This is a genomic window from Rhizobium sp. EC-SD404 (assembly GCF_902498825.1).
Lineage (GTDB): Bacteria > Pseudomonadota > Alphaproteobacteria > Rhizobiales > Rhizobiaceae > Georhizobium.
On the sequence record NZ_LR701459.1, the window covers coordinates 3,570,087 to 3,589,922 of the forward strand.

Genomic DNA, 19,836 nt, shown 5'->3' on the forward strand with positions numbered 1-19,836 from the left:
AGGGATTGATGAACGCGGACATCAAACAGACAGAGGTGAGCGGCACTTTTGGCCGGCGTCTCGGCTTCGGAGCCCGACCGCTCCTGCTCGTCATCGATATCGCGCGTGCGTTCACGGAAGAAGGCCGACCGCTGGCGAGTGACTGCAGCGCGGTAATCGAAGAGACCAACACCCTTGTCCGTGCAGCGCGGCTTACCGGGGTGCCAATCATGCACACTGTGGTGGCCTACGACGACGCTAACCTTTCCGACGCTGGACTATGGGCGCTAAAGATTGGTGGCCAGGCGGATCTGCTGTCAGGAAGTTCCGGGGTCGAACTCGATCCGCGTCTCGATAGGCATCCATCCGAGCCTATTCTCGTGAAGAAGTACGCGTCCTGCTTCTTCGGGACCGACCTGTCGAGCCGGCTGACTGCGTCGGGGCGCGACACGGTGGTCATTGCGGGATTGACGACGAGCGGCTGCGTACGTGCGACTGCCGTCGATGCGATTCAGTCCGGCTTCCGGCCTATCATCGCCCGCCAGGCCGTTGGTGACCGCTGGCCGGATGCCCATGCGCAGTCACTGAGCGACCTGCAGGCGAAATATGCCGATGTCGTCGATGTGAGCGAGATAGTCCAGTATTTTGGTGGGATCTGCGGCTAGAGACTGTGATGAACGCCGGCTCGGCGTGCAACGCAATTGCGATAAATCATCGTCCAGCCGCTTTTTGCTAAAGAGGCAAAGCAGCAGTGCGGACACTGCAGTGGGTGGCCCGTCCTCGTCAAACGTGCCTGGGTGCGGCTTTTCAGAAGCGCATCATAGTTCTCGTTGCCTCGGACCTACTGCTTCGATTAAGCGGGCGATGAATTTGCATGCTATTGAGCAAGCCAACAGGATCATCGTAAGCTCTCAGGTGAAGACCAAATAGTAAACTCTGGACCGAGCCGCATTCAATGCCGTGTGTTGGGCTCTCACCCGAACCCTTAAGTGGGGTTACATCCTTCTGGGCGCATCAACCGGCGGATACCCCCCAGAGCTTTGACCTATCCGCGTAACTTCGAACTCCAGCCCCGAACGAGCACCTCAACAGGCACATTTAACGACAGCATGTGAGACGGTGACGCCATTCTCTTTGTAGAGCGCTGCGGGTCGGTATCTTAACGTGCTCGTTGACGATTAGAGCGCGATCGCAGTCATGGCACCATCAGCAGGCATTCCCGTTGGCTGGCCGCGTCGGTTCGAAGCGTTCAGACTGCCTCCCTGCCAATTGACGCGGCGCCAGCATCAGCGTTAAGGTTAGTTACCAAACTAATTGATAGAAGGGCCTCGGAGGAGCGAGGGCCGATTAAGGGTGTTTGGGTGGGAGAACTTCATGAGCTATGTGCGAAAGATCGCGTCCGTCGTTGCAATGGCAGGCCTGTTAGGAACTCAGGTGCCCGCCTCTGCGCAGTCCCTCAATCTTACGCTTGCTGGTGCTAGCCCGGGCGGGCTTTGGACGTTGATGGGCGCCGGTCTCGACGCCGCATTGAAGAAGGGAGCGCCAGGATCTTCCGTCACCTATCAAACAACGGGTGGGGGCTTTGCCAATGCAGCCATGGTCAGCCAAGGGCGCGCCGAAATCGGCCTCATTCACGACGCTGAGCTGGCCATAGCGGTTGCCGGCGGCGAGCCGTTCCAGCAGCCGATCGAGAACTTGCGAACCATTGGCTACCTGTACGATTGGGCGCCAATGCAGTTCGTCGTGAACAAGAGCTTCAGCGACGAATACGGCATCACGTCACTCGCTGATCTGGTCGAGAAGGAAGCGCCAGTTCGGATCACTATCAACCGCGCTGGCAACATCACGGGGCAGGTTGCGTCTGCCATGATGGCGGCGGCCGGTGCCGACGACGAAGCGATCGCCGCCTGGGGCGGAAGTGTTGTCCAGGCGGGCTCCTCAGAACAAAGCGGTCTGCTCCTGAACGGACGCGTGGACGTCTACACCAACGGTGTTTTTGTCGGTCACAGCTCGATCCGAGAAATTGAAAACAGCCTGGACATCAAGATTCTTGATATCCCGGAAGATGTCCGCAAAAGCGTAGCGGAAGAGTTTTCGATCGGCGAGTTCACAATTCCTGCGGAAACCTACGAGAATCAGCCTGAAGCTATCGAAACTGTGGCACTCGGCGCTGTGCTCGTTGCAAGCGAAAACATGTCAGAGGAAGACGCCTACACGCTGACCAAGGCCATTCTCGAAAATGTCGCGGAAATCCAGACCGTCCATCCCGCCATGGCCGATCTCACCACGGAACTCCTGGTGCGTGAGACCGCGGTTCCGTTTCACGACGGAGCTCTGCGCGCATACCGTGAAGCAGGCCTGATGCAATGATCGGCCGACTGTTCGACACCGGGAGGCGTCGCCAATTCGACGGCGCCTTCCGGTTCTGGCTGTTTGCGACCTCGGCGGTGTTTGCCGCTGGGGTCGTGTACGCAAACATTTTTGCGCTGCCCGATGCGCTCCTTATCGGGATCCTGTTCGTCTGTGGGATCTATGCGCTGCTTTTCCTGGCGGTCGGCGCGTCGCGGCACTCGCCTGCTATGCCAAGCGTCTTCGACTGGATTCTGTCGGCCGCGAGCGTCGCCTGCGGCATCTATTTTTTTATGATCCGCGGTTACCTCGCCAATCACATTACGCTGCTGAACCCGCTTGGCGCGGATCAACTGTTCTTCGGTGCCGTACTGCTCGGTCTGACGCTAGAAGCAACCCGCCGGACGACCGGACCCGGGCTGACCATTGTCGTTCTCGTCTTCCTCGCCTACAATCTCTACGGGCACGTTCTGCCGCCGCCTTTCGGGCACGGCTATATCGATTTCGGCTCGTTCATCGATACGCTGATGTACACGACCGACGGCGTTTTCGGCGTCCCGATCCAGGTTGCGGCGAGCTATGTCTTCCTCTTCGTTATGTTCGGCGCGTTGCTCTCCAAGGCCGGTGGCGCCGATTTCATGTTCCAACTCGCGGCTGCGCTCACGGGCAAATCTCCCGGCGGCCCTGCCAAGATTGCGGTCGTTTCATCCGGAATGTACGGCATGATCTCGGGAAGCCCGACGTCGGATGTCGCGACGACCGGAGCGGTGACGATTCCGATCATGAAGCGCTTAGGTTATTCGGCGCGGTTCGCGGGTGCCGTCGAAGTTGCTGCTTCCACCGGCGGCTCCGCCATGCCGCCCGTGATGGGCTCGGCGGCCTTCATCCTTGCTGAGTATACGGGTATCGACTACCGAGACGTGGTTATCGCCGCATTGATCCCGGCGCTGCTTTACTATCTCGCCGTCTATCTCCAGGTGCATTTTCGCGCCGTTCGCCAGGGACTGCGCGGCATCGACCAAGCCGATCCCATCCTGGAAACGCTTAAGTCGGGCTGGGTCTTCGTTCTGCCGCTCGCCGTGATCGTTTGGGCTCTGCTAGTCGGTTATACGCCGACCTATGTCGCGGTTTACGCGACGGTCGCTTTGGTCGTTGCTTCGTTCTTTACGAAGCGGACGCGTATGACACCGCGTGACGTCATGGAGGGTTTGGGCGAGACAACGTTGCGGATGCTACCGGTGGCTGGCGCCTGTGCGGCTGCGGGTCTCGTCATTGGCGGGCTCACAATGACCGGCTTGGCGATGAAGGCGTCAAACATTGTCATGCTGGTCGCTGGTTCGGGGACCCTTCCACTCCTCTTGTTCGGCGCGGCGATTGCCATTTTGCTCGGCATGGGCATGCCCACACCGAGCGCCTACATCCTCGGTGCAGTGTTGGTGGGGCCGGCGTTTGTCGCAGCGGATATCCCAGTGCTGCCGGCCAACATGTTCCTGCTCTACTACGCCGTACTTTCTGCATTGACCCCACCGATCGCGGTTGCCGCCTTCGCTGCCGCGGCGATCGCCGACGAGGATGCGATGAAAATCGCGGTCACGTCCGTAAAGCTTGCGGCATTCGGTTTCCTAGTTCCGTTCTTCTTCGTCTGGAACGAGGCACTGCTGTGGCAGGGGCCGGGCCTCAATATCGCGATCGCCGCATTGGGAGGTATCGTTGCTGTTGTGACCCTAGCTTTGGCACTGGAAAGCGAAATGCCGCGCTGGCTGCGTCTGATGTGCTTTGTCGCTTCCGGTGCAGCCATGGCGCCATATCTTGAATTGTCGGTCCCCATCATTGTCAGCGCAGGTGTTCTCGGCATCATTTGGTGGCGAAGAGGCACCTTGCCGCTTGTCCGCACCCCGCGAGAAATCGCGGTCCGGTCCGACAGTTGACCATCACCACTCCCGCCGTCGAAACACGACGGCGGGAACGGATCGACGAAATTCGACTGCTCTCCGCCGGGACGAGCGGCACTAGAAACAGAGCGCCTTGATGATCGGTCCGCTCTTCGCTCTTTTCGGCGCATTGGCCTTCGCACTGGCCAATGTCGCGATCGCCAAGGGCGCGCATGAGGGAGAGAGCAACAACGGCGCCTTCATCTCCATTCTCATGACCGCCTGTCTGTCCGGCAGCCTCTGGTTGCTGCTGGGTCCGCCTTTGCCGGTGCTAACCTCCGAATTCGTCGCCGGCGTCGGTTTCTTCGCGGTGAGCGGTATCCTAGCGACGGTTATCGGACGATTGACGCTTTTCCGTTCCGTCATCCTCGCCGGAGCGATCAATGCCGGGCTGTTTCGGCGGCTGATTCCTATCTTCGCAACGCTCTTCGCCTTTATCATCCTCGGCGAGACGATCGGCTGGGTGGCAGGCGCCGGCATGGCAATCATTCTCGCCAGCCTTATGGGGGTCATGTCCGTGCGAGATGATCTGCGTGGGAGAGGGGAGGAAGCCGAACAGAGGTTCCGTTCGCTTGGCCGCGGCCGGATGTTCGGCGCTTTGTCGGCTGCGTCGTATGGCGCCTCCTATAGTGCGCGCAAGCTCGGCATGTCGGCAATCCCGGATCCGATGTTGGGCACCCTCATCGGCGCCTTGACGGGCATCTTCTGGTACGCAGGCGGTAGCCTGGTCAGCCGCAACTACAGAAACGTTGTGGCCATGTCGCTCAAAGGGATGGAGAAGTGGCAGTTCGTTGCTGCATTGTCGATGTCGTTCGGGCAGATGGCGCAGTTCTTCGCGCTTCTCCATGCCGACGTCGCCGTCGTCGCGATCATCGGATCGCTCGAGGTCTTCCTGGGCATTTATCTGGCGGCCTACGTCTTTCGGACGGAGGCGCCGCCAGAACGCAAAATTGTCGTCGCTTCGTTCGTCGCCACGATCGGCGTCGTTCTCGTCGCTCTGCCGTGAACCCTCGACTTACCGTTCGATTTTCGCCGAAAGATTCAGTTGCACCTTCGCGAGCAGTCCGAGCATGGCATCCTTGTCGCTGCGGGTGAGCGTGGAGGCGGCATCCTCAACGACTTCGCGAGCGAGAGGCAACAGCTTCTCTTGCAGCGCACGGCCTTCCTTCGTCAGAAAGACATTGATCTTGCGTCCGTCGTCGGCGTTTCGCTCTCGGCAAATAAAGCCACTGCGCTCCATTGATCGTAAAGCCGTCAACGTCGTCGGCTCCATCGTTCCGACGCGCTGTGAAAGCTCGCGCTGGGTCAATCCGTCCTCTTCCCAGAGCACACGCAGGAAATACCACATGCCGAGAGAGACGCCGAATGGTTCAATCTTGCCTTGCAGATAGCGTTGGAAAAGTCGGTGGGTTGCCCGGATCTGATAACCAAGGCTCGTTTCCAACGGCAGCACGGTTTCAGTCGATCGGCTTTTGGTCATGCTGCTAATCCTCGATCTTCGCTGGCACCTGCACACGCGCAGCAATACCCGCTGGCCGACGAATATCAAGTCGCGGGTCAGCGTGTCGCTGACCTTCGTGCCGCTGGTCGCGTGACGAGTGCAATTCCCATAAAAATCAGTAGCATGCCGACGAGGTGATAAGACCGGAATGTTTCATCGAGCACGAGTACTGCGAGGACAGTGGAAAAGATCGGCATCAGGTACATGAAAAGACCTGTCCTGCCCGGACCGAGCGCAGCGACGGCACGGTTCCAGAAATTGTAGGCAAGAAGCGATGGAAAGATCGCGAGATAAATGAGGGCCGAGATGTTTGCCCCGTTGGCAACGAACGTGCCGCGTTGGCTGATTTCCCAGATCACGAACGGTAGATGGATGATCACGCCAAAGGCAATGGTCACTGTCAGGAACACGCTCGTCGGTAGCGCCGTTCTGCGCCAGCGGATCAGAACCGTATAGAGTGCCCAGAAGGTCAGACCTCCGAGGACCAGAATGTCGCCGACATTGATGACTAGGTCCGCGAGATTTGACATCTGCCCGCGCAGTACGATGAAGAGAGCTCCGAAAGCACAGCCCGCTACGCCGACTATTTGACGTGGTGTCAGCCGGTCGCCAATGAAGATCAACGCCAGCAAGAACGTCACCACCGGCATCAGCGAATTGATCAGCGCGGCATTGACGACGGTGGTGTATTGGAGTGCCACGTAAATGAAGCAGTTGAACGCTGCGATTCCTATGCCGCCAAGGAGAAAGAGGAAGCCAAGTTCCTGTCTGATCATCGGGCGCGATTGGACCACCGCGCGCAGCGAGAACGGAAGAATGATCGCGAGGGCGAGCAGCCAGCGCCAGAATGACATCTGAAAGGGAGGGATTTCTTCGTGAAAGAGACGTGCAACAAGAAAATTTCCCGCCCAGAAGAGCGGTGGAAGGACGGCGAAGACATAAATTGCGGTTCGTGGTTGGTCCGAGGGCGCGACCGCCATGCGCATCACCGTCACTTTCGAAGGGTATCAGCCTCTCGGCGTGAGAAGAAGATGAATGATCCCCGCTTAAGAGGGGATCATTCATCCCAATTATTGGTTGGTTTGCTATTCAGCCGCTTCGCGGTTTTCCGAGGTGTCAACCAGCGTCCGCCAATCGACAGTTTTCGGGTAAACCCCTTCGCGTGATGCGATGCGGGCATGCGGCGTACGCGGCTGTTGGGTGCCGATCGCTTCGCCGCCCTCCGCGACCTTGCGGGCCGCGTCCACCATGAGGCGTCGGAACTCAACGATCGCGAGATCGGAAGCGCCGAGAATGTCATCGGTCCGATTGACGATCTTGCCCATCGACACCCACATGATGATGTCCTGATTGGGGATGCCCGGTACACCGGTAAAGCTACCTTGCTTCATCGCTTCACGGTCCTGCAGGAAATTGTTTTCCAGGGTCCGCCGCGATCTCCACTTGTCGTCCAGGTCGATGCCAGGTTGAGCGTGGTTGAACCGTCGCCATTCCTCCGTCGACGGACACTTTTGACCGCCCCAAGCGACAAAGTGAAACGCTGTCGTTTCGTCGTCGATCGGAACGATGACGCTTGCGACATTGTAGTTGTTGTTCGGCGGAATCAGCGACATGTAAGGCGCGATGAATTCGGTGATGCGCAGGTAGTTGTGTGTGGCTGCATTTTTGATCGGCTTGCGGATCGCGGCATAGTGAAAGCCATAGCTCGTCGTCTGTGTCTGCATGCGCGGTGACTTGTCGGTGGAAGGGCGATACCAAGCCTGCTCATCGGCGGAAGCGCCTTCGACGCGCGCCGGCTTCATGTCGGATGAATGCAATGACGACGAATGCGCGCTGTCGATCTGGCCTTCATGGATTTGCGCCCAGTTGCAGGGGATGCGTATCTTGACGATCGCGACCGGCGTGTCTTCCGTAGGCGCGAAGGCCGGCGGATCGAACTCCGGCACGTTGTCCTCTTCGCCGAGCCAGGCCCAGACAAAGCCGCCCCATTCCTTCACCGGATAGGCGCGATGCTTGACCTTGTTCAGCAGCGGACTTCCTTCAGGTTCGGAAGACATGGCGACCACATTGCCGTCCACGTCCATTTTCCATCCGTGATAAAGACAACGCAGCCCGCACTCCTCGTTGCGGCCGAATACCAGCGAGGCCCTTCGATGCGGGCACAGCTCGTCGAGCAGGCCAAGGCGTCCGTCGGTGTCGCGGAATGCCACATAGCGCTCGCCGAGGACCTCGACGAGCAGCGGTGTGCCGTCGCGCTCCGTCACCTCTTCAATCAGGCAGACCGGAGTCCAATGCTGGCGCATCAGCCTGCCCATCGGCGCACCGCCGGTTACCCGCGTCAGCAGTTCGTTTTCCTCATGCGTAAGCATCCACATGGCTCCATCAATTAGTTTGCTAACTGAACATACCGTGCGCTACCCGCAGCGTCCAGACGTTGACATAATATAATTAGGTTACTAAGTAAATTGTCACTCTCGCGGGGAGACCGCGCCTTGTGACAAGCTGGAGAAAGCGACCGCACCATGGGACCGAGCGAACAAAAACTGGTTGTGAAGGTTGTTGATCGACGGGATTTGACCGCTGCGATCACCGAATTCACGCTCGAACCGGTAGACGGTGGAGCGCTCCCCTCGTTTGGAGCCGGGGCTCACGTAACCATCGAAACGCCGGCGGGTGCGATGCGGCGTTACTCGCTCCTAGGTTCAGGGCAGTCGCCAACCCGTTACAGGATCGCAGTGAAGAGGGAGGCGCAATCACGTGGCGGATCTCACTCGATGCATGAAGATGCCCAGATAGGCACCACCCTGACCATCGGATCGCCCGAGAACGATTTCCCGCTCAAAGAAGCGCCGCGCTATCTGCTGATTGCGGGAGGCATAGGCGTCACCCCGATCTATGCGATGGCGACGGAGCTTGCGGAGAAGGGCAAGGACTTCCAGATCATCTATTGCACGCGAAGTGCCGACGAGACCGCCTATCTCGAAGAGATGCGCTCAGCTTTCGGCAATCGCCTCCAAATCCATCATGACGACGGCGATCCGGAGAAGATTTACGATTTCTGGGATCATTTCGAGGAGGCCCGCAACATGCATGTCTATTGCTGCGGGCCCCAGCCCCTCATGGAAGAGATCAAGGCCATCTCCGGCCACTGGCCTGAAGGGCGGGTGAACTTCGAGGACTTTAAGCCGGTCGAGATTGTACGCGCCGACGATCTGCCATTTGAGGTCGAACTGGCCAAAAGCGGCAAGACGGTCACGGTTCCTGCGGATCGGTCGATCCTTGAAGCCGTGCGCGACGCCGGCATTCCTACCGTCAGCTCCTGCGAAAGTGGAACGTGCGGCACCTGCAAATGCGGGTTGGTCGCAGGCGATCCCGATCATCGCGACATGGTTCTGATGGACGACGAAAAGGACGACTACATCATGATCTGCGTGTCGCGGGCAAAAGACGGGAACCTCGTTCTTGACCTCTGAACCGATCCGCCTTGGTGTCGTCGGGCTCGGCCGTGCCTTCATGCTCATGCTGCCGACGTTTCGTGCCGATCAGCGCATTGCTCTTGTTGCAGCAGCTGCACCGCGCGAGGCATCGAGGCAAGCTTTCGAGAACGAGTTCGGCGGCCGCGCCTATGAAACGATCGAAGAGCTGTGCGCCGATCCCGTTGTAGAAGCGATCTACGTGGCGACGCCGCATCAGATACATCGTGATCATGTCATCGCCGCCGCTCGCGCCGGCAAACATGTTCTGGTCGACAAGCCGCTCGCCATCTCGCTGGAAGACGGCGCGGCGATGGTGAAGGCCTGCCGCCACGCCGGTGTTCATCTGATCGTTGGACCAAGCCACAGTTTCGATGGCCCCGTCGTCCAGGCCAGGCGCCTGATCGACGAAGGCGCGATCGGTGGGGTGCGCATGATCAACGCATGGAACTTCACCGACTTTCTCTACCGTCCGCGACGTCCGGAAGAACTCGATACCAGCCAAGGCGGTGGCGTCGTGTTCTCGCAGGGCGTTCATCAGATCGATATCGTTCGGCTTCTGGCCGGGGGACGCGGGAGAAGGGTCACGGCCATGACCGGAAAATGGGATGCCCGGCGGCCGACCGAAGGCGCCTATTCGGCGCTGATGACTTTCGAAGGCGGCGCCTTCGCCGCGTTCACCTATTCCGGATATGCGCATTTCGACAGCGATGAATGGATGGATTGGACCGGCGAGTTGGGTCACCGCAAAGACCCCGCCCAATATGGTGGCGCCAGACACGCGCTTGCGACGGTTGCTTCCGCGCAGGAAGAGGCAGCGCTCAAGACGGCCAGGACATTCGGCGCCGGTTCTGAGCCGCCCAGTCCTGACCATCACGAGCATTTCGGCCCCATCGTCATATGTGGCGATCGGGCGGATTTGCGTCTGACGCCACAGGGCGTTCATGTCTATGGCGACGAGGAACGCACGTTCCACTCGGCAGCGCCGGTCGCCGTACCGCGCGCCGAGGTCGCCGATGCATTGTTCGACGCAGTTCGCGGCGACCGTCCGCCGGCTCAAACCGGCGCCTGGGGGCTCGCCAGCCTGGAAGTCTGCCACGCGATCTTGCAATCGGCGGAGACTGGACTGCCGGTCGACCTGCGCCACCAAGTTTCAGTTACAGGGGAAGAGGGACGAGATGACCGACCTTAAATTATCGCTCGCCATGGGCGACTACGACCGCACGCGACCGATCGCCGATGGGCGCGTGAAGATCGACGGCGTCGATCCCACCTGCATGCTGCTCTCGCCTGAGGAAATGTTCTTCCGCGCTTTCCGCCACCAAGCGTTCGATGTCAGCGAGTTGTCGCTGTCTTCCTATTCCATATCGGTCGCTCGTGGCGATCCGCACTACGTCGCGATCCCGGTCTTCCTCTCACGCGCATTTCGGCACACTTCAGTGTACATCCGCACCGACAAGGGCATCGAGAAACCGGCAGACTTAAAGGGCAAGAGGATCGGCATCGCCGAATACCAGCTTTCCGCGAATGTCTGGGTGCGTGGCATCCTGGAAGATGCTTATGGCGTCAAGCCGTCCGACATCTGCTGGGTGCGCGGCGGTATGAACACGCCGGGCAGACCCGAAAAGATCAAAGTCGATCTGCCGGTCGACATCCGGATCGAGGCTGCGCCCGAAGGCGCCACCCTCAACCAGATGCTGATCGATGGCACCATCGACGGCTTTATCGGTCCGCGTGCGCCGATGTGCTTCGACGAGGGTTTCGACAAGGTCGACAGGCTGTTTCCCGACACTCGCGCGGCTGAAGAATGGTACCGCGAAACTAGCCTTTTTCCGATCATGCATGTTCTGGGCATGCGTCGTTCTCTCGCAGAAGCCCAACCGTTTCTTCCAGGCGCATTGCTCAAGGCATTTTCGGAAGCCAAGGCCATGGCTCAGAAAGCGCTGTCCGATACGTCGGCGACCAAGGTGACGATGCCCTTCGTGGAGGACAATCTGCGTCGCGCTGGTACGCTTATGGGGTCCGATATTTGGACCTATGGCCTAAACGGCAACCGCGAAACGCTCGCAACCTTTCTCGACTATCATTACCGCCAGGGTCTGTCCCCGCGGAAGGTCGAGGTAAAGGAGCTGTTCCACCCAGCCACGTTGGAAGCCTACAGCCTTTGAGCGCTAACATGGAGCGGACCGAAATGGGATTGAGCCCCGGCGACATCGTCGAAATCAGAACTGACAAGGGCCTCGCCTATTTGCAGGTGACGCACGACCACCGGTCTTATCCGCAAGTCGTGCGCGCCCTAGAAGGCCTTCACCCGGAGCGGCCATCAAACATCGAGGAAATCGCCGCCACAGCCACGCTTTTCAGCGCGCTCCTTCCCCTGGGGAGCATGCTTGATCGCGGTGCAGTGGCCGGCGAACGGATCGGCTGTGCCGCAATTCCGGAAAGCGACAGGAACTTTCCGACCTTTAAGACGCCGATCCGGGATAAGACTGGTGCCATCGCCTATTGGTGGTACTGGGACGGGGAGGGCCTGCGCTACGATGTGGAGCCGCGGGAGGCGACTGACAGCATGCCAATGCGTGAGGTCATGACCGCGCGAACGTTGCTGGAGCGGCTCGCTGAGGCCTGAGCGTGTAAACGATCGGAAAGAAAATGGCCCGTCGCTTACCGGCGGGCCATTTTCGTTCGTTAGGTCAGCCTGCGCGGGCTTCTGCCGGCTCCGCTTGCGCGACGGGTCGTATCATCGCCCATAGGATCCCGAAGCCGATCACTCCAACGACATCCGTCCAGATGAAGCCCGGCAGGATGCTCGCCGGCAGCAGCGCAAGAATGCCCGCCACAACCAGCATCCCCCGTTCGGCCAGGTTCACCGACCGTCGGAAGAAGCCGACGATCCCCGCGGTCACCATATAGATGCCGAGGATGGCGGTGGCCAAGGTCCAGATCACTTCGAGCCAAGTGCCGTCGAATATCAGCGCCGGTGTGAAAATGAACAGGAACGGCACGATGTAGGCCGGCCAGGCAAGCTTCATGGATTCGATGCTCGTTGCCCAGGATGATGCGCCTGCGATGTTTGCCGCCGCGAAGGAGGCGAGCGCCACCGGCGGCGTCACCATCGACAGCAGACCGAAATAGAAGACGAAGAGATGCGCCGCGATGACCGGCACGCCGACTTCGACCAGAGCAGGCGCAACGAGCGTCGCCAACAGAATGTAGACGCCGACTGTCGGCATGCCCATGCCGAGCACCACGCTGATCAGCGCCGTGATGATGGCGAGTACGATGACATTGCTGCCGGCGGCTGCGACGATGTTCATTGTCAGATTGAAGGCGAGGCCGGAAATGTTGAGCACGCCGATGATGATCCCGGCCGCCGCGCAGACGATGATCAGGTCGAGTGCCGATCGTCCGGTGTCGGCAATCAGGGGCAGGATTTCGCGGACCCGCATGCGCTGGCCTTTGTAGCCCATCACGAAGCTGACCACGAGAAGAACGACGGTCGCCAGCACTGCCGCTCGTTCAGGCCGCATGTTGAGAGCGAAGAGCGCGTAGAACAGCACCGCGAAGGGGATGATGAAATGCCAGCCGGCCTTCAGTGCGCCCCAGCCGCTCGGGATCGAATCTGCGGGCACGGCCAGGAGATTGCGCTTGCCCGCCCTCAGGTCCACGTTGATGAAGATCGCGACGTAGTAGAGGATCGCGGCAGGCAGCGCGGCCAGCATGATCTCGACATAGTCGACCTGGATCATGTCGGCCATGATGAAGGCGGCTGCGCCCATGACAGGCGGCACCAATTGTCCGCCGGTGGATGCCGTCGCTTCTACCGCACCGGCATAAGCGGGCGAAAAGCCGGCGCGCTTCATCATCGGAATGGTCACGACCCCGGTTCCGACAACGTTCCCTACCGCATTCCCGGAGATCGAGCCGAACAACGAAGAGGCGGTGACCGCTACTTTCGCTGGCCCACCACGGAAGCGGCCCATCAGCGCTAGCGCGCCGTCATTGAAAAAGTTGGCAGCGCCGCACGCCGAGAGCAGCTTGCCGAACAGGAGATACGGCACGACGATGACGACGGCGACTTTGAGCGCTTGGCCAAGCATGCCGTTTGCGTCGGTCGCCAGGTAGATCGCAAGCTCAGAAAACATCGTCTCCCGGCTGCGAAACTCGCCCGGCATGAGATGTCCGAATAGGCCGTATGCCATGAAGAGAAGTACGACGACGAAGATGCCCATGCCGACCGATGGCACGACGTTGAGCATGAGTGCCGCCAACACGATACCAGAGAGCGCTACCAGCCAAAAAGGTAGGTAAGGCGCCTCCATAGTGATGTTGATGTAGTCGATGGCGAGATAAAGGCCGACGCCGAGCGTAACGGCGGCGGCCAGTAAGCTTGCGGCTTTCAACAAGCTGCCCACCGACGTCCTGGCAATTGCCAGAAAGCCGGTGGTCAGTGCCAATGTCAGACCTGCCGCCAGAAGCTGCGCATCGTATACGGAAACGCCGAGATATCGGTGTAGATCTCCGGCATAGCCGATCGACAGCAGCACGATCAGTGTGCCGCTAAACCGTTCCAGCCAAAGAAGCGGTCCACGATGCGGCTCTTCCACGTTGGTCTCTTCAAGCGACATTAGCCTAAGCCTCAGTCCATCAAGCCAATCTCTTGGTAATAGGCAGACGCCGCCGGGTGATATTCGATGCCCTCGAATTGAGGTGCCATATCAGTTGGTTCGAACTCGGCGAACGTGTTGAGGATCCCGCGAACCTTGTCAGGGTTGTCATGGAGGAGTTCAACAATCTGGCGCACGACCTCATCATCGAGATGCGCACCCCCAGTCAGCACATAATCGTAACCCATCATGGGCGTGTCTTCTTCGACACCCGGGGCAGACCCTCCAGGGACGACCTTGATGTATGAGGTCGGCACGAACTCCTGCATCGCATCTTCAGCTTCGGGCGTGTTTTCGACAGCAAGCCAACGAATGCCGATCGCTGCGTCTGCTTCGCGCGTTTTGCCGCCTTGGAGCGCAAAGAAGGCAACATCTACATTGCCAGAGATCAGGTCGTCGACGCCGTTAGGCACCGAGGGGACGTTACTTTCGCTCATATCGTCGATCGAGAGACCACCGGCGGCGAGAATGCCGTCGACCTGCAGCCGAAGCGTGGGCTGAGCAGCGAAGCCATAGGTGATCGTCAGTCCATCAATGTCGGACACGGTCCGGTAGTCCGAGTCGGCGCGAACCATGAAACCGTAGGCTGAGGAACTGAGCGAACCGATCGCCCGGATGTTCTCCAATGGACGGCCGTCAAACGGCTCGTCACCGAACGCGGCAGCGGCGAAGTCGGGGCTGGGAACCAGTTGAAGATCCAGTCGGCCGGCATCGATGAGCGGCATGGACTGGCCTGAGCCACCATACGCCTGGACACGCACGTCCAGACCCAGTTCCTCTGACAGGAACTCGGCAAAGCCAGCATTTACCGCGTAATTTTGCGAGCCCTGGGTACCCGCTCCGATGCCGAGTGACTGTGCGTTCGCCATTCCGGTCAACGTAAGGCCTGCCGCGAAGCAAACGCCCGAAAGAATGTGATAGTTCATGTTGGTCTCCTCCATGTTTCCAAGATCGGCCGGCGGATCTCCCATCCAGCGGCCTTCATTCTCTAAAGGCCGCTAAAACCGGCGCGGCCGACCCAGTAGTCCCAGGCGCGTGCCAGGGGCATTTCGCTGAGCAGCATCTTGCTGGCCATGTCGATCTCGCCATCGGTCAGGTACGTCACCTCTCCCAGTTGCCTCGTCTGCTGGATGAGTGCGGCGTTATCCTTCAGCGCGATCGAAATCATGATGACCGAGCGAATGTCGGCGGCGGCACAGATGCAGCCGTGGCCACGCAAGAGCGCAACGCGGCTGTTCGCGAGCGTTCGCGCCAGCGAGTGGCCCATTTCCATGCTGTCGACGAGCATGTTGGTGTCGCCGAATTCGTCCTGGCTGTCCCAGGTGTGGATATCCTTGCCGATGACCGATGCCATGTGAAACATCGGCCGGAGCGAGATGTCGACCATCGTGAACGGCAGAACCGACCGGGCATGGTGGTGCGTGACCGAGTTGACGTCCAGGCGATCCTTGTAGATTGCGCCATGGATGTGACGCTCGGCATATGGCCGGCGGTGATCGTCGCCGACGAGTTCGCCGTCCAGCGTAAATTCCATGATATCGCTGCGGGTCACGACGGCAGGGCTGCGCGACCGCGATAGAAAATAGGTATTCGGATTGAGCGGATTGCGGACGCTGATATGCCCAAAATCGTCAATGACGTCTTCCCGCGCGAGAATTCGGTTTGCGATGACCAAGCCGGTCAATGTCGCGTCCAAAACTGCTGCGTCGCCCTGAGGCGTGATGTGCTGGTTCATGCTGGGTGGCCCTCCATCTGCTGAAGGGAGCCTAACTTGCCGCCTGCCCGGTATCGAATATATAGTTGCTAACCGACTATAGCCCGGAAGCTATTATGCGCTCTTTGATCTCGCAGATTTCGATTCATAAATTAGAGGTCTTTTGCCTTGTCGTGGAACTCGGCAGTTTTTCGCGCACCGCAGAGCGTATGGGCATAGCTCAGCCGGTTGTGTCGGCGCATGTGAAAGCGCTCGCCGAGAAGTTCGGTGCGCCTTTGACGGGACGGACCGGGCGCAAGGTCACCCTCACAGAGGAGGGGCAACGCGTTTACAACTGGGCGCGTGAAATCGTGAGCCGGACCCGCGAAATGGAACGGGAAATGGCGGACTTCCAGCGCGGCTTCGTGGGCAAAGCGACGGTCGGGGCATCCATGACGCTCGGTTCCTATGTGCTGCCGGGTCTGATCTCGAAGTTCCACGAAGTCTATTCGAAAGGAGAGATTTCGGTCCGTGTTGCGACGCCAGTTTCCGTCACGGACGCCGTCCATATCGGCGACTGTGATTTCGCCTACACCATTCTGGATCCGCGCCACGAGACTGCGGGTCTCGAGGTCGACAAGATCATGGATGAGGAATTAATCCTCGTGGCATCCAGAAAATCCAAGATCGGTGGCAGCAATCTCAGTTCGTCCCAGCTGACCAAGCTGCCTTTTATCACCGCGCAATCCGGCACGCCGCGGCGCGAGATCGAAGAGAATTGTCTCGCGCGTCATGGCGTAAAACGTGAGCACATTGCCATGGAATTCGGGCACGCCGAATCGATCAAGCAGGCTGTTCGCGCTGGCGCTGGCGCTGCCTTTTTGTTTCGCTCGTCTGTATCCGACGAGTTGGATGCGGGAACGTTGCGCGTGATCATGACACCCGGGATGGAACTGCGCGTCCCGGTCTATCTCGTCAGGCGAAGGGGCAAGCAGCTCTCCCATTTCCAGGTATCGCTGATGGAAGAGCTGACCCGCGGATTGAAGGGTCAGGAGCCGCTTCGCAGAGCCCCGACCATGGAAGGCGCATAGTCTTTCGCCGTATCGATCTCGATGACCGCGGTTCCGCCGTTTTTAAGGCAAAGGCAGAAGCCATCAAGCTCTGCCCAAGCCTGCTAAACAGGTCCGGCCTGCTGAGCCCGGCCCCTCGCTGACCACGCATGGCGGAGATCGACTGGCAGTCAACCGTCTCAGCGCCCGGCCTTACCTGTGCCCGGCCTTACCCGTCGACGACATCGACCAATGTGCGGCCTCACCTGTGCCCGTCATACCCGTACCGATATAACAAAACGTTCCCCGCTAGGGTCCTTCCCCGTGTGAAGGGTCGGCCGGGGGGTGCGTTGAGCCGTGGTTCGCGACATTTTTCGGGCTACTCACAGCCGTAAACGACCCCCCCCTGCTATGTTATACCGTTACGTCAAGACCTCAGACTGACAAAGCGCCGAGATCCGGCCCCATGGTGCCGCTTATGCTCACTTCCAGCAAATCCCCTCCTATAGTAAAGCCGAAGTAAAGCTCTCGGGCGCTTGATGTCCTTTTGCTCGGATTGAGCATAAGTCCGCTCGACCGTCAGAGGCCCATGATCGAGAGCCGGTCTATCAGAGACCTGGTGCGCGGTTTTTCACACAATTACCCGTGTGGGTAATACCCGCAGTCGTGGAACCCTCAGGAACCCTCAGGAACCCTCGAAAAACGGCTTGAGGGTTCCACTTTTTTTCTATAAGAATCAGTTCGTTATAGCGTTTTGGAACCCTCAGGAACCCTCTTTATTCAGTAGAGACAGTTAGAGAGAAAAGTAGAGAGAAAATAGCAAATGCTGCGCATCTACGGTCAGAAAAACAGAAAAAATACGCATAGAGCCCGGCCGCTTAAACGGATGGTCGAAAAAGGGTTCCAGAAGGTGTAAATTTCGCGTAAACCGTTGATATCGAATAGAAAAACATGGAACCTTCTAGGAGCGCCAAGGGTTCCAAATTTTGCGGATCTGTTTTACCCGTGTGGGTAACGTTACCCGTGTGAGTAATCACTCGATAAAACGAGCGTCGCAAGGCAGCAAAACGCCGGTAAAAACCGCCTCACGGATACCCGTGCCGCAGTTGTAGGTAACGAGGAAAGCGTCTTCGGGGAGCTGTTCGAAGCTGACGATGAGGTCGTTCCGGACCCATAATTCGACGCGCTCGGGCAATTCCTCGCGATCTACTTCACAGTGCAGAAGCAAGGATGTGAGAACATGGAAGCTCTCCCCTAGATGATGTCATGTATATCGCCTGGCTCGACTATCTCGTAGCCCAATTTGCGAGCCATTCCGGATGCGTCATTACGGGTCCACCATGTACCTGACTTCCCAAGGGCGCGGCGTTGCTTTCGCTCTTTTGTCCAACCAGACGCTCCGACCAGAGCCTTATTGATCTGCTGGTACAGCTGTTGGGTCGTCAGGCAACGCTCCGACTGCCCGAGAAACACCTTGGCCACGTCCGAGGTTCGGAAGACGGTGCGACGCACCATGATCTTGGACTTGGTTTCTTCCTCCTCATCGGGGAAGGCGGCCCTAAGGCGGACGTATTCCGCTTTAAGAGCTTGTTGCGTCAGCGGCTCGTTGGCCCAAAGCTGGATCTGCTCGCGAATCTCCTCGTGCAGGTCATTGAAGCGGTCATCCGCTTGCTTCAACTTGAACGCTGCGAGTGCGGCCCCGGTGAGCGTCAGCGACAAGACGCCTTCCGGCTGCGCCGCGCGCATCTGCAGCGATCCGACCGATAGCTGGTTGCGCTCGGGGCGCCGGCCGTCTAGGTCCATCCAGTCGACCACGAAACGCTCGATCGCAGCTGCGATGTCGTAGGCGCGGCAGAAGTCGCCGACGACGCAACGTCTCGCAAGCGGGTCTTCGACCTTATCGGCGCGCTTGCGAATTTCATCTTCTTCGCCACTCTTCGGCAGGTTGTTGAGGTCGGTCCAAACGCCGAAGCGCTTGGTGATTTTCTCCAAGGCGTCGTCAACGTCGAACAGCTCGCCGTCATTGTCATGAAATAAGAAGTGCTTCTCGTCGTCCTTCGAGCATGTCGGTAGTAGCATCATCTGCGCCGGCCGGTAGGATGCCGGATCGACCAGCTTCATTTCCTCGTCCATCAACCAGCCGATATAGCGGATGATGGCTACATACTCGACGACGGAGACCTGACGAGAGAGTGGGATAAAGAAATGGAGGCGCGGGTCTTCGGGCGTGTGCCTGCGCGACGAGTGGCAAAGGAATTTGTAGTCGGACATCCCGAAAACGCCCTGCTGAACCCTCATCGGCAAAGCCGGACCGGCGTAGTTGACGTCGATCGTCGCGAGATCGCGTAGCTTGATGATGCGCTCGTTCCTCCACACGCTTTCGCACTGTGCGCCTGAAATCCATCCAGCCTTTGATTTGAGTTTGCCTCGTTCGGCCTTCGACATCCTGTCGAAAGCTCTTCGGTTCTCGCCTGTGACGAGCGGCTGGCGCACCAGATCTTTCAACTGCGCGTAAGTGCCGAACTTGTTGGTCGCTCTGGCAAAGTTTCGGTCTGAGCCAACGGCCCATGAAAGTTTAAAATCGTCGTGCTGAGCCACGGCTTACCTGTTCTTCGGATTCTGGTTTAAAAGTTAGCCTTGCAATGACGCGCAGAAGGTCCTCGCTGCATTGCGGCGCCAGTCGTTGCTATTCTGGCCGCTCGGCTAATGATCGTCAGCGGCCGGGCCCGGCCTTGCTTCATCTAGATGCGCAACCCATTCCTTCAGATCGACCAGCCTGTATCGGCATGCCCGCCCAATGCGGACGACGCGCGGCGTACCGGGCGTGTTGAAGAAACGCCATTTCTCAAGAGTTGACACGCTGAGACCGAGAATGGCTGCAGCCTCCTTTGTCTCGACCAACAGTGGAGCGAGAGGATAGGCGGGAGTCGCTGCGTCAGCCGTTTTTAACGGCTGGCGGGCCTGTGACGGACTGGGTTTCATTGGATGGCTCCGTTCGTGATGGAGCCGTATTGTGACGGATCGTCCGATAGTATCGAGCGCCCTGCCGGCAGACGCATAATTTTCCAGCGGACGCATTTTCTTTGCGACGTCGTCAGTCGATGCTCCGTTAAATGCGCGAAGACTGATGCACCGCGTGCAGAGGCTAAACCAGAGCGAATCCAGACGAGCGTTGAGGGATAGGCTTGATCGGT

The 19,836-nt window shown here is 59.0% G+C and carries 16 protein-coding genes; 9 read left to right on the plus strand and 7 right to left on the minus strand.

The genetic code is table 11. The features are described 5' to 3' along the window. The first annotated feature begins 8 nt into the window (after positions 1–8). From GC125_RS18000 to GC125_RS18015, 4 genes are all read left to right on the plus strand, one after another. Positions 9–644, plus strand: coding sequence for an isochorismatase family protein (locus GC125_RS18000; protein ID WP_151986912.1), 636 nt, complete (start codon positions 9–11; stop codon positions 642–644). 745 nt (positions 645–1,389) lie between these two features. Further along, positions 1,390–2,349, plus strand: a complete 960-nt coding sequence (locus tag GC125_RS18005; protein ID WP_286165689.1) for a TAXI family TRAP transporter solute-binding subunit — start codon at positions 1,390–1,392, stop codon at positions 2,347–2,349. After that, positions 2,346–4,256 carry a TRAP transporter permease gene (locus tag GC125_RS18010; RefSeq protein WP_151986914.1) on the plus strand — a complete coding sequence of 637 codons (1,911 nt, stop codon included), beginning with the start codon at positions 2,346–2,348 and terminating at the stop codon, positions 4,254–4,256. The genes GC125_RS18005 and GC125_RS18010 overlap by 4 nt, the downstream gene beginning before the upstream one ends. A 100-nt stretch (positions 4,257–4,356) precedes the next feature. Next, entirely contained in the window at positions 4,357–5,265 is a 909-nt protein-coding gene (locus tag GC125_RS18015; protein ID WP_151986915.1) for a DMT family transporter, read from the plus strand. A 9-nt stretch (positions 5,266–5,274) separates the two neighbouring features. Here GC125_RS18015 and GC125_RS18020 read toward each other — a convergent pair whose 3' ends face one another. The 3 genes from GC125_RS18020 to GC125_RS18030 all read right to left on the minus strand — a co-directional run bounded on the left by GC125_RS18020 (position 5,275) and on the right by GC125_RS18030 (position 8,129). After that, on the minus strand, positions 5,275–5,712 hold the full coding sequence (locus GC125_RS18020) for a MarR family winged helix-turn-helix transcriptional regulator (protein WP_199864633.1): 438 nt from the start codon (positions 5,710–5,712) through the stop codon (positions 5,275–5,277). Between the two features lie 104 nt (positions 5,713–5,816). Next, on the minus strand, positions 5,817–6,746 hold the full coding sequence (locus GC125_RS18025; protein WP_151986916.1) for a DMT family transporter: 930 nt from the start codon (positions 6,744–6,746) through the stop codon (positions 5,817–5,819). 99 nt (positions 6,747–6,845) lie between these two features. Beyond that, positions 6,846–8,129, minus strand: coding sequence for a Rieske 2Fe-2S domain-containing protein (locus GC125_RS18030; protein WP_151986917.1), 1,284 nt, complete (start codon positions 8,127–8,129; stop codon positions 6,846–6,848). 405 nt (positions 8,130–8,534) lie between these two features. On the opposite strand from GC125_RS18030, the gene GC125_RS18035 reads away from it, so the two are divergent. From GC125_RS18035 to GC125_RS18050, 4 genes are read left to right on the plus strand one after another with little or no spacing between them, the layout of a single operon-like run. Next, entirely contained in the window at positions 8,535–9,233 is a 699-nt protein-coding gene (locus GC125_RS18035) for a PDR/VanB family oxidoreductase (RefSeq protein ID WP_286165569.1), read from the plus strand. Further along, the gene (locus tag GC125_RS18040; RefSeq protein WP_151986919.1) at positions 9,223–10,425 is read left to right on the plus strand and encodes a Gfo/Idh/MocA family protein; all 1,203 of its coding nucleotides are present in this window, start codon (positions 9,223–9,225) and stop codon (positions 10,423–10,425) included. The genes GC125_RS18035 and GC125_RS18040 overlap by 11 nt, the downstream gene beginning before the upstream one ends. Continuing rightward, complete coding sequence (locus GC125_RS18045; protein ID WP_199864635.1) at positions 10,412–11,401, plus strand: ABC transporter substrate-binding protein; 990 nt, start codon at positions 10,412–10,414, stop codon at positions 11,399–11,401. The genes GC125_RS18040 and GC125_RS18045 overlap by 14 nt, the downstream gene beginning before the upstream one ends. Before the next feature lie 23 nt (positions 11,402–11,424). After that, the gene (locus GC125_RS18050) at positions 11,425–11,862 is read left to right on the plus strand and encodes a hypothetical protein (RefSeq protein WP_151986920.1); all 438 of its coding nucleotides are present in this window, start codon (positions 11,425–11,427) and stop codon (positions 11,860–11,862) included. A 64-nt stretch (positions 11,863–11,926) separates the two neighbouring features. Here the strand turns inward: GC125_RS18050 and GC125_RS18055 are convergent, their stop codons facing one another. From GC125_RS18055 to GC125_RS18065, 3 genes are read right to left on the minus strand one after another with little or no spacing between them, the layout of a single operon-like run. After that, on the minus strand, positions 11,927–13,861 hold the full coding sequence (locus GC125_RS18055; RefSeq protein WP_151986921.1) for a TRAP transporter permease: 1,935 nt from the start codon (positions 13,859–13,861) through the stop codon (positions 11,927–11,929). Between the two features lie 11 nt (positions 13,862–13,872). After that, positions 13,873–14,841 carry a TAXI family TRAP transporter solute-binding subunit gene (locus tag GC125_RS18060; RefSeq protein ID WP_199864636.1) on the minus strand — a complete coding sequence of 323 codons (969 nt, stop codon included), beginning with the start codon at positions 14,839–14,841 and terminating at the stop codon, positions 13,873–13,875. A gap of 47 nt (positions 14,842–14,888) precedes the next feature. Next, the gene (locus tag GC125_RS18065; RefSeq protein WP_151986923.1) at positions 14,889–15,635 is read right to left on the minus strand and encodes a class II aldolase/adducin family protein; all 747 of its coding nucleotides are present in this window, start codon (positions 15,633–15,635) and stop codon (positions 14,889–14,891) included. A 95-nt stretch (positions 15,636–15,730) separates the two neighbouring features. On the opposite strand from GC125_RS18065, the gene GC125_RS18070 reads away from it, so the two are divergent. Beyond that, positions 15,731–16,684: a LysR family transcriptional regulator gene (locus tag GC125_RS18070; RefSeq protein WP_151986924.1), complete on the plus strand. Its 954-nt coding sequence runs from the start codon at positions 15,731–15,733 to the stop codon at positions 16,682–16,684. Between the two features lie 1,212 nt (positions 16,685–17,896). On the opposite strand, the gene GC125_RS18075 is transcribed toward GC125_RS18070, so the two are convergent. Beyond that, positions 17,897–19,240 (minus strand): hypothetical protein, encoded by a 1,344-nt coding sequence (locus tag GC125_RS18075; RefSeq protein ID WP_151986925.1) that lies wholly within the window; start codon positions 19,238–19,240, stop codon positions 17,897–17,899. Positions 19,241–19,836: the final 596 nt, after the last annotated feature.

Bases quoted from the DNA above. Each gene is read 5' to 3' on its own strand.
- GC125_RS18000 (WP_151986912.1), top strand. From the start codon at position 9: ATGAACGCGGACATCAAACAGACAGAGGTGAGCGGCACTTTTGGCCGG.
- GC125_RS18045 (WP_199864635.1), top strand. From the start codon at position 10,412: ATGACCGACCTTAAATTATCGCTCGCCATGGGCGACTACGACCGCACG.
- GC125_RS18025 (WP_151986916.1), bottom strand. From the start codon at position 6,746: ATGCGCATGGCGGTCGCGCCCTCGGACCAACCACGAACCGCAATTTAT.
- GC125_RS18035 (WP_286165569.1), top strand. From the start codon at position 8,535: ATGCATGAAGATGCCCAGATAGGCACCACCCTGACCATCGGATCGCCC.
- GC125_RS18070 (WP_151986924.1), top strand. From the start codon at position 15,731: ATGCGCTCTTTGATCTCGCAGATTTCGATTCATAAATTAGAGGTCTTT.
- GC125_RS18005 (WP_286165689.1), top strand. From the start codon at position 1,390: ATGGCAGGCCTGTTAGGAACTCAGGTGCCCGCCTCTGCGCAGTCCCTC.
- GC125_RS18030 (WP_151986917.1), bottom strand. From the start codon at position 8,129: ATGCTTACGCATGAGGAAAACGAACTGCTGACGCGGGTAACCGGCGGT.
- GC125_RS18055 (WP_151986921.1), bottom strand. From the start codon at position 13,861: ATGTCGCTTGAAGAGACCAACGTGGAAGAGCCGCATCGTGGACCGCTT.
- GC125_RS18050 (WP_151986920.1), top strand. From the start codon at position 11,425: ATGGGATTGAGCCCCGGCGACATCGTCGAAATCAGAACTGACAAGGGC.
- GC125_RS18065 (WP_151986923.1), bottom strand. From the start codon at position 15,635: ATGAACCAGCACATCACGCCTCAGGGCGACGCAGCAGTTTTGGACGCG.
- GC125_RS18060 (WP_199864636.1), bottom strand. From the start codon at position 14,841: ATGGAGGAGACCAACATGAACTATCACATTCTTTCGGGCGTTTGCTTC.
- GC125_RS18010 (WP_151986914.1), top strand. From the start codon at position 2,346: ATGATCGGCCGACTGTTCGACACCGGGAGGCGTCGCCAATTCGACGGC.
- GC125_RS18015 (WP_151986915.1), top strand. From the start codon at position 4,357: ATGATCGGTCCGCTCTTCGCTCTTTTCGGCGCATTGGCCTTCGCACTG.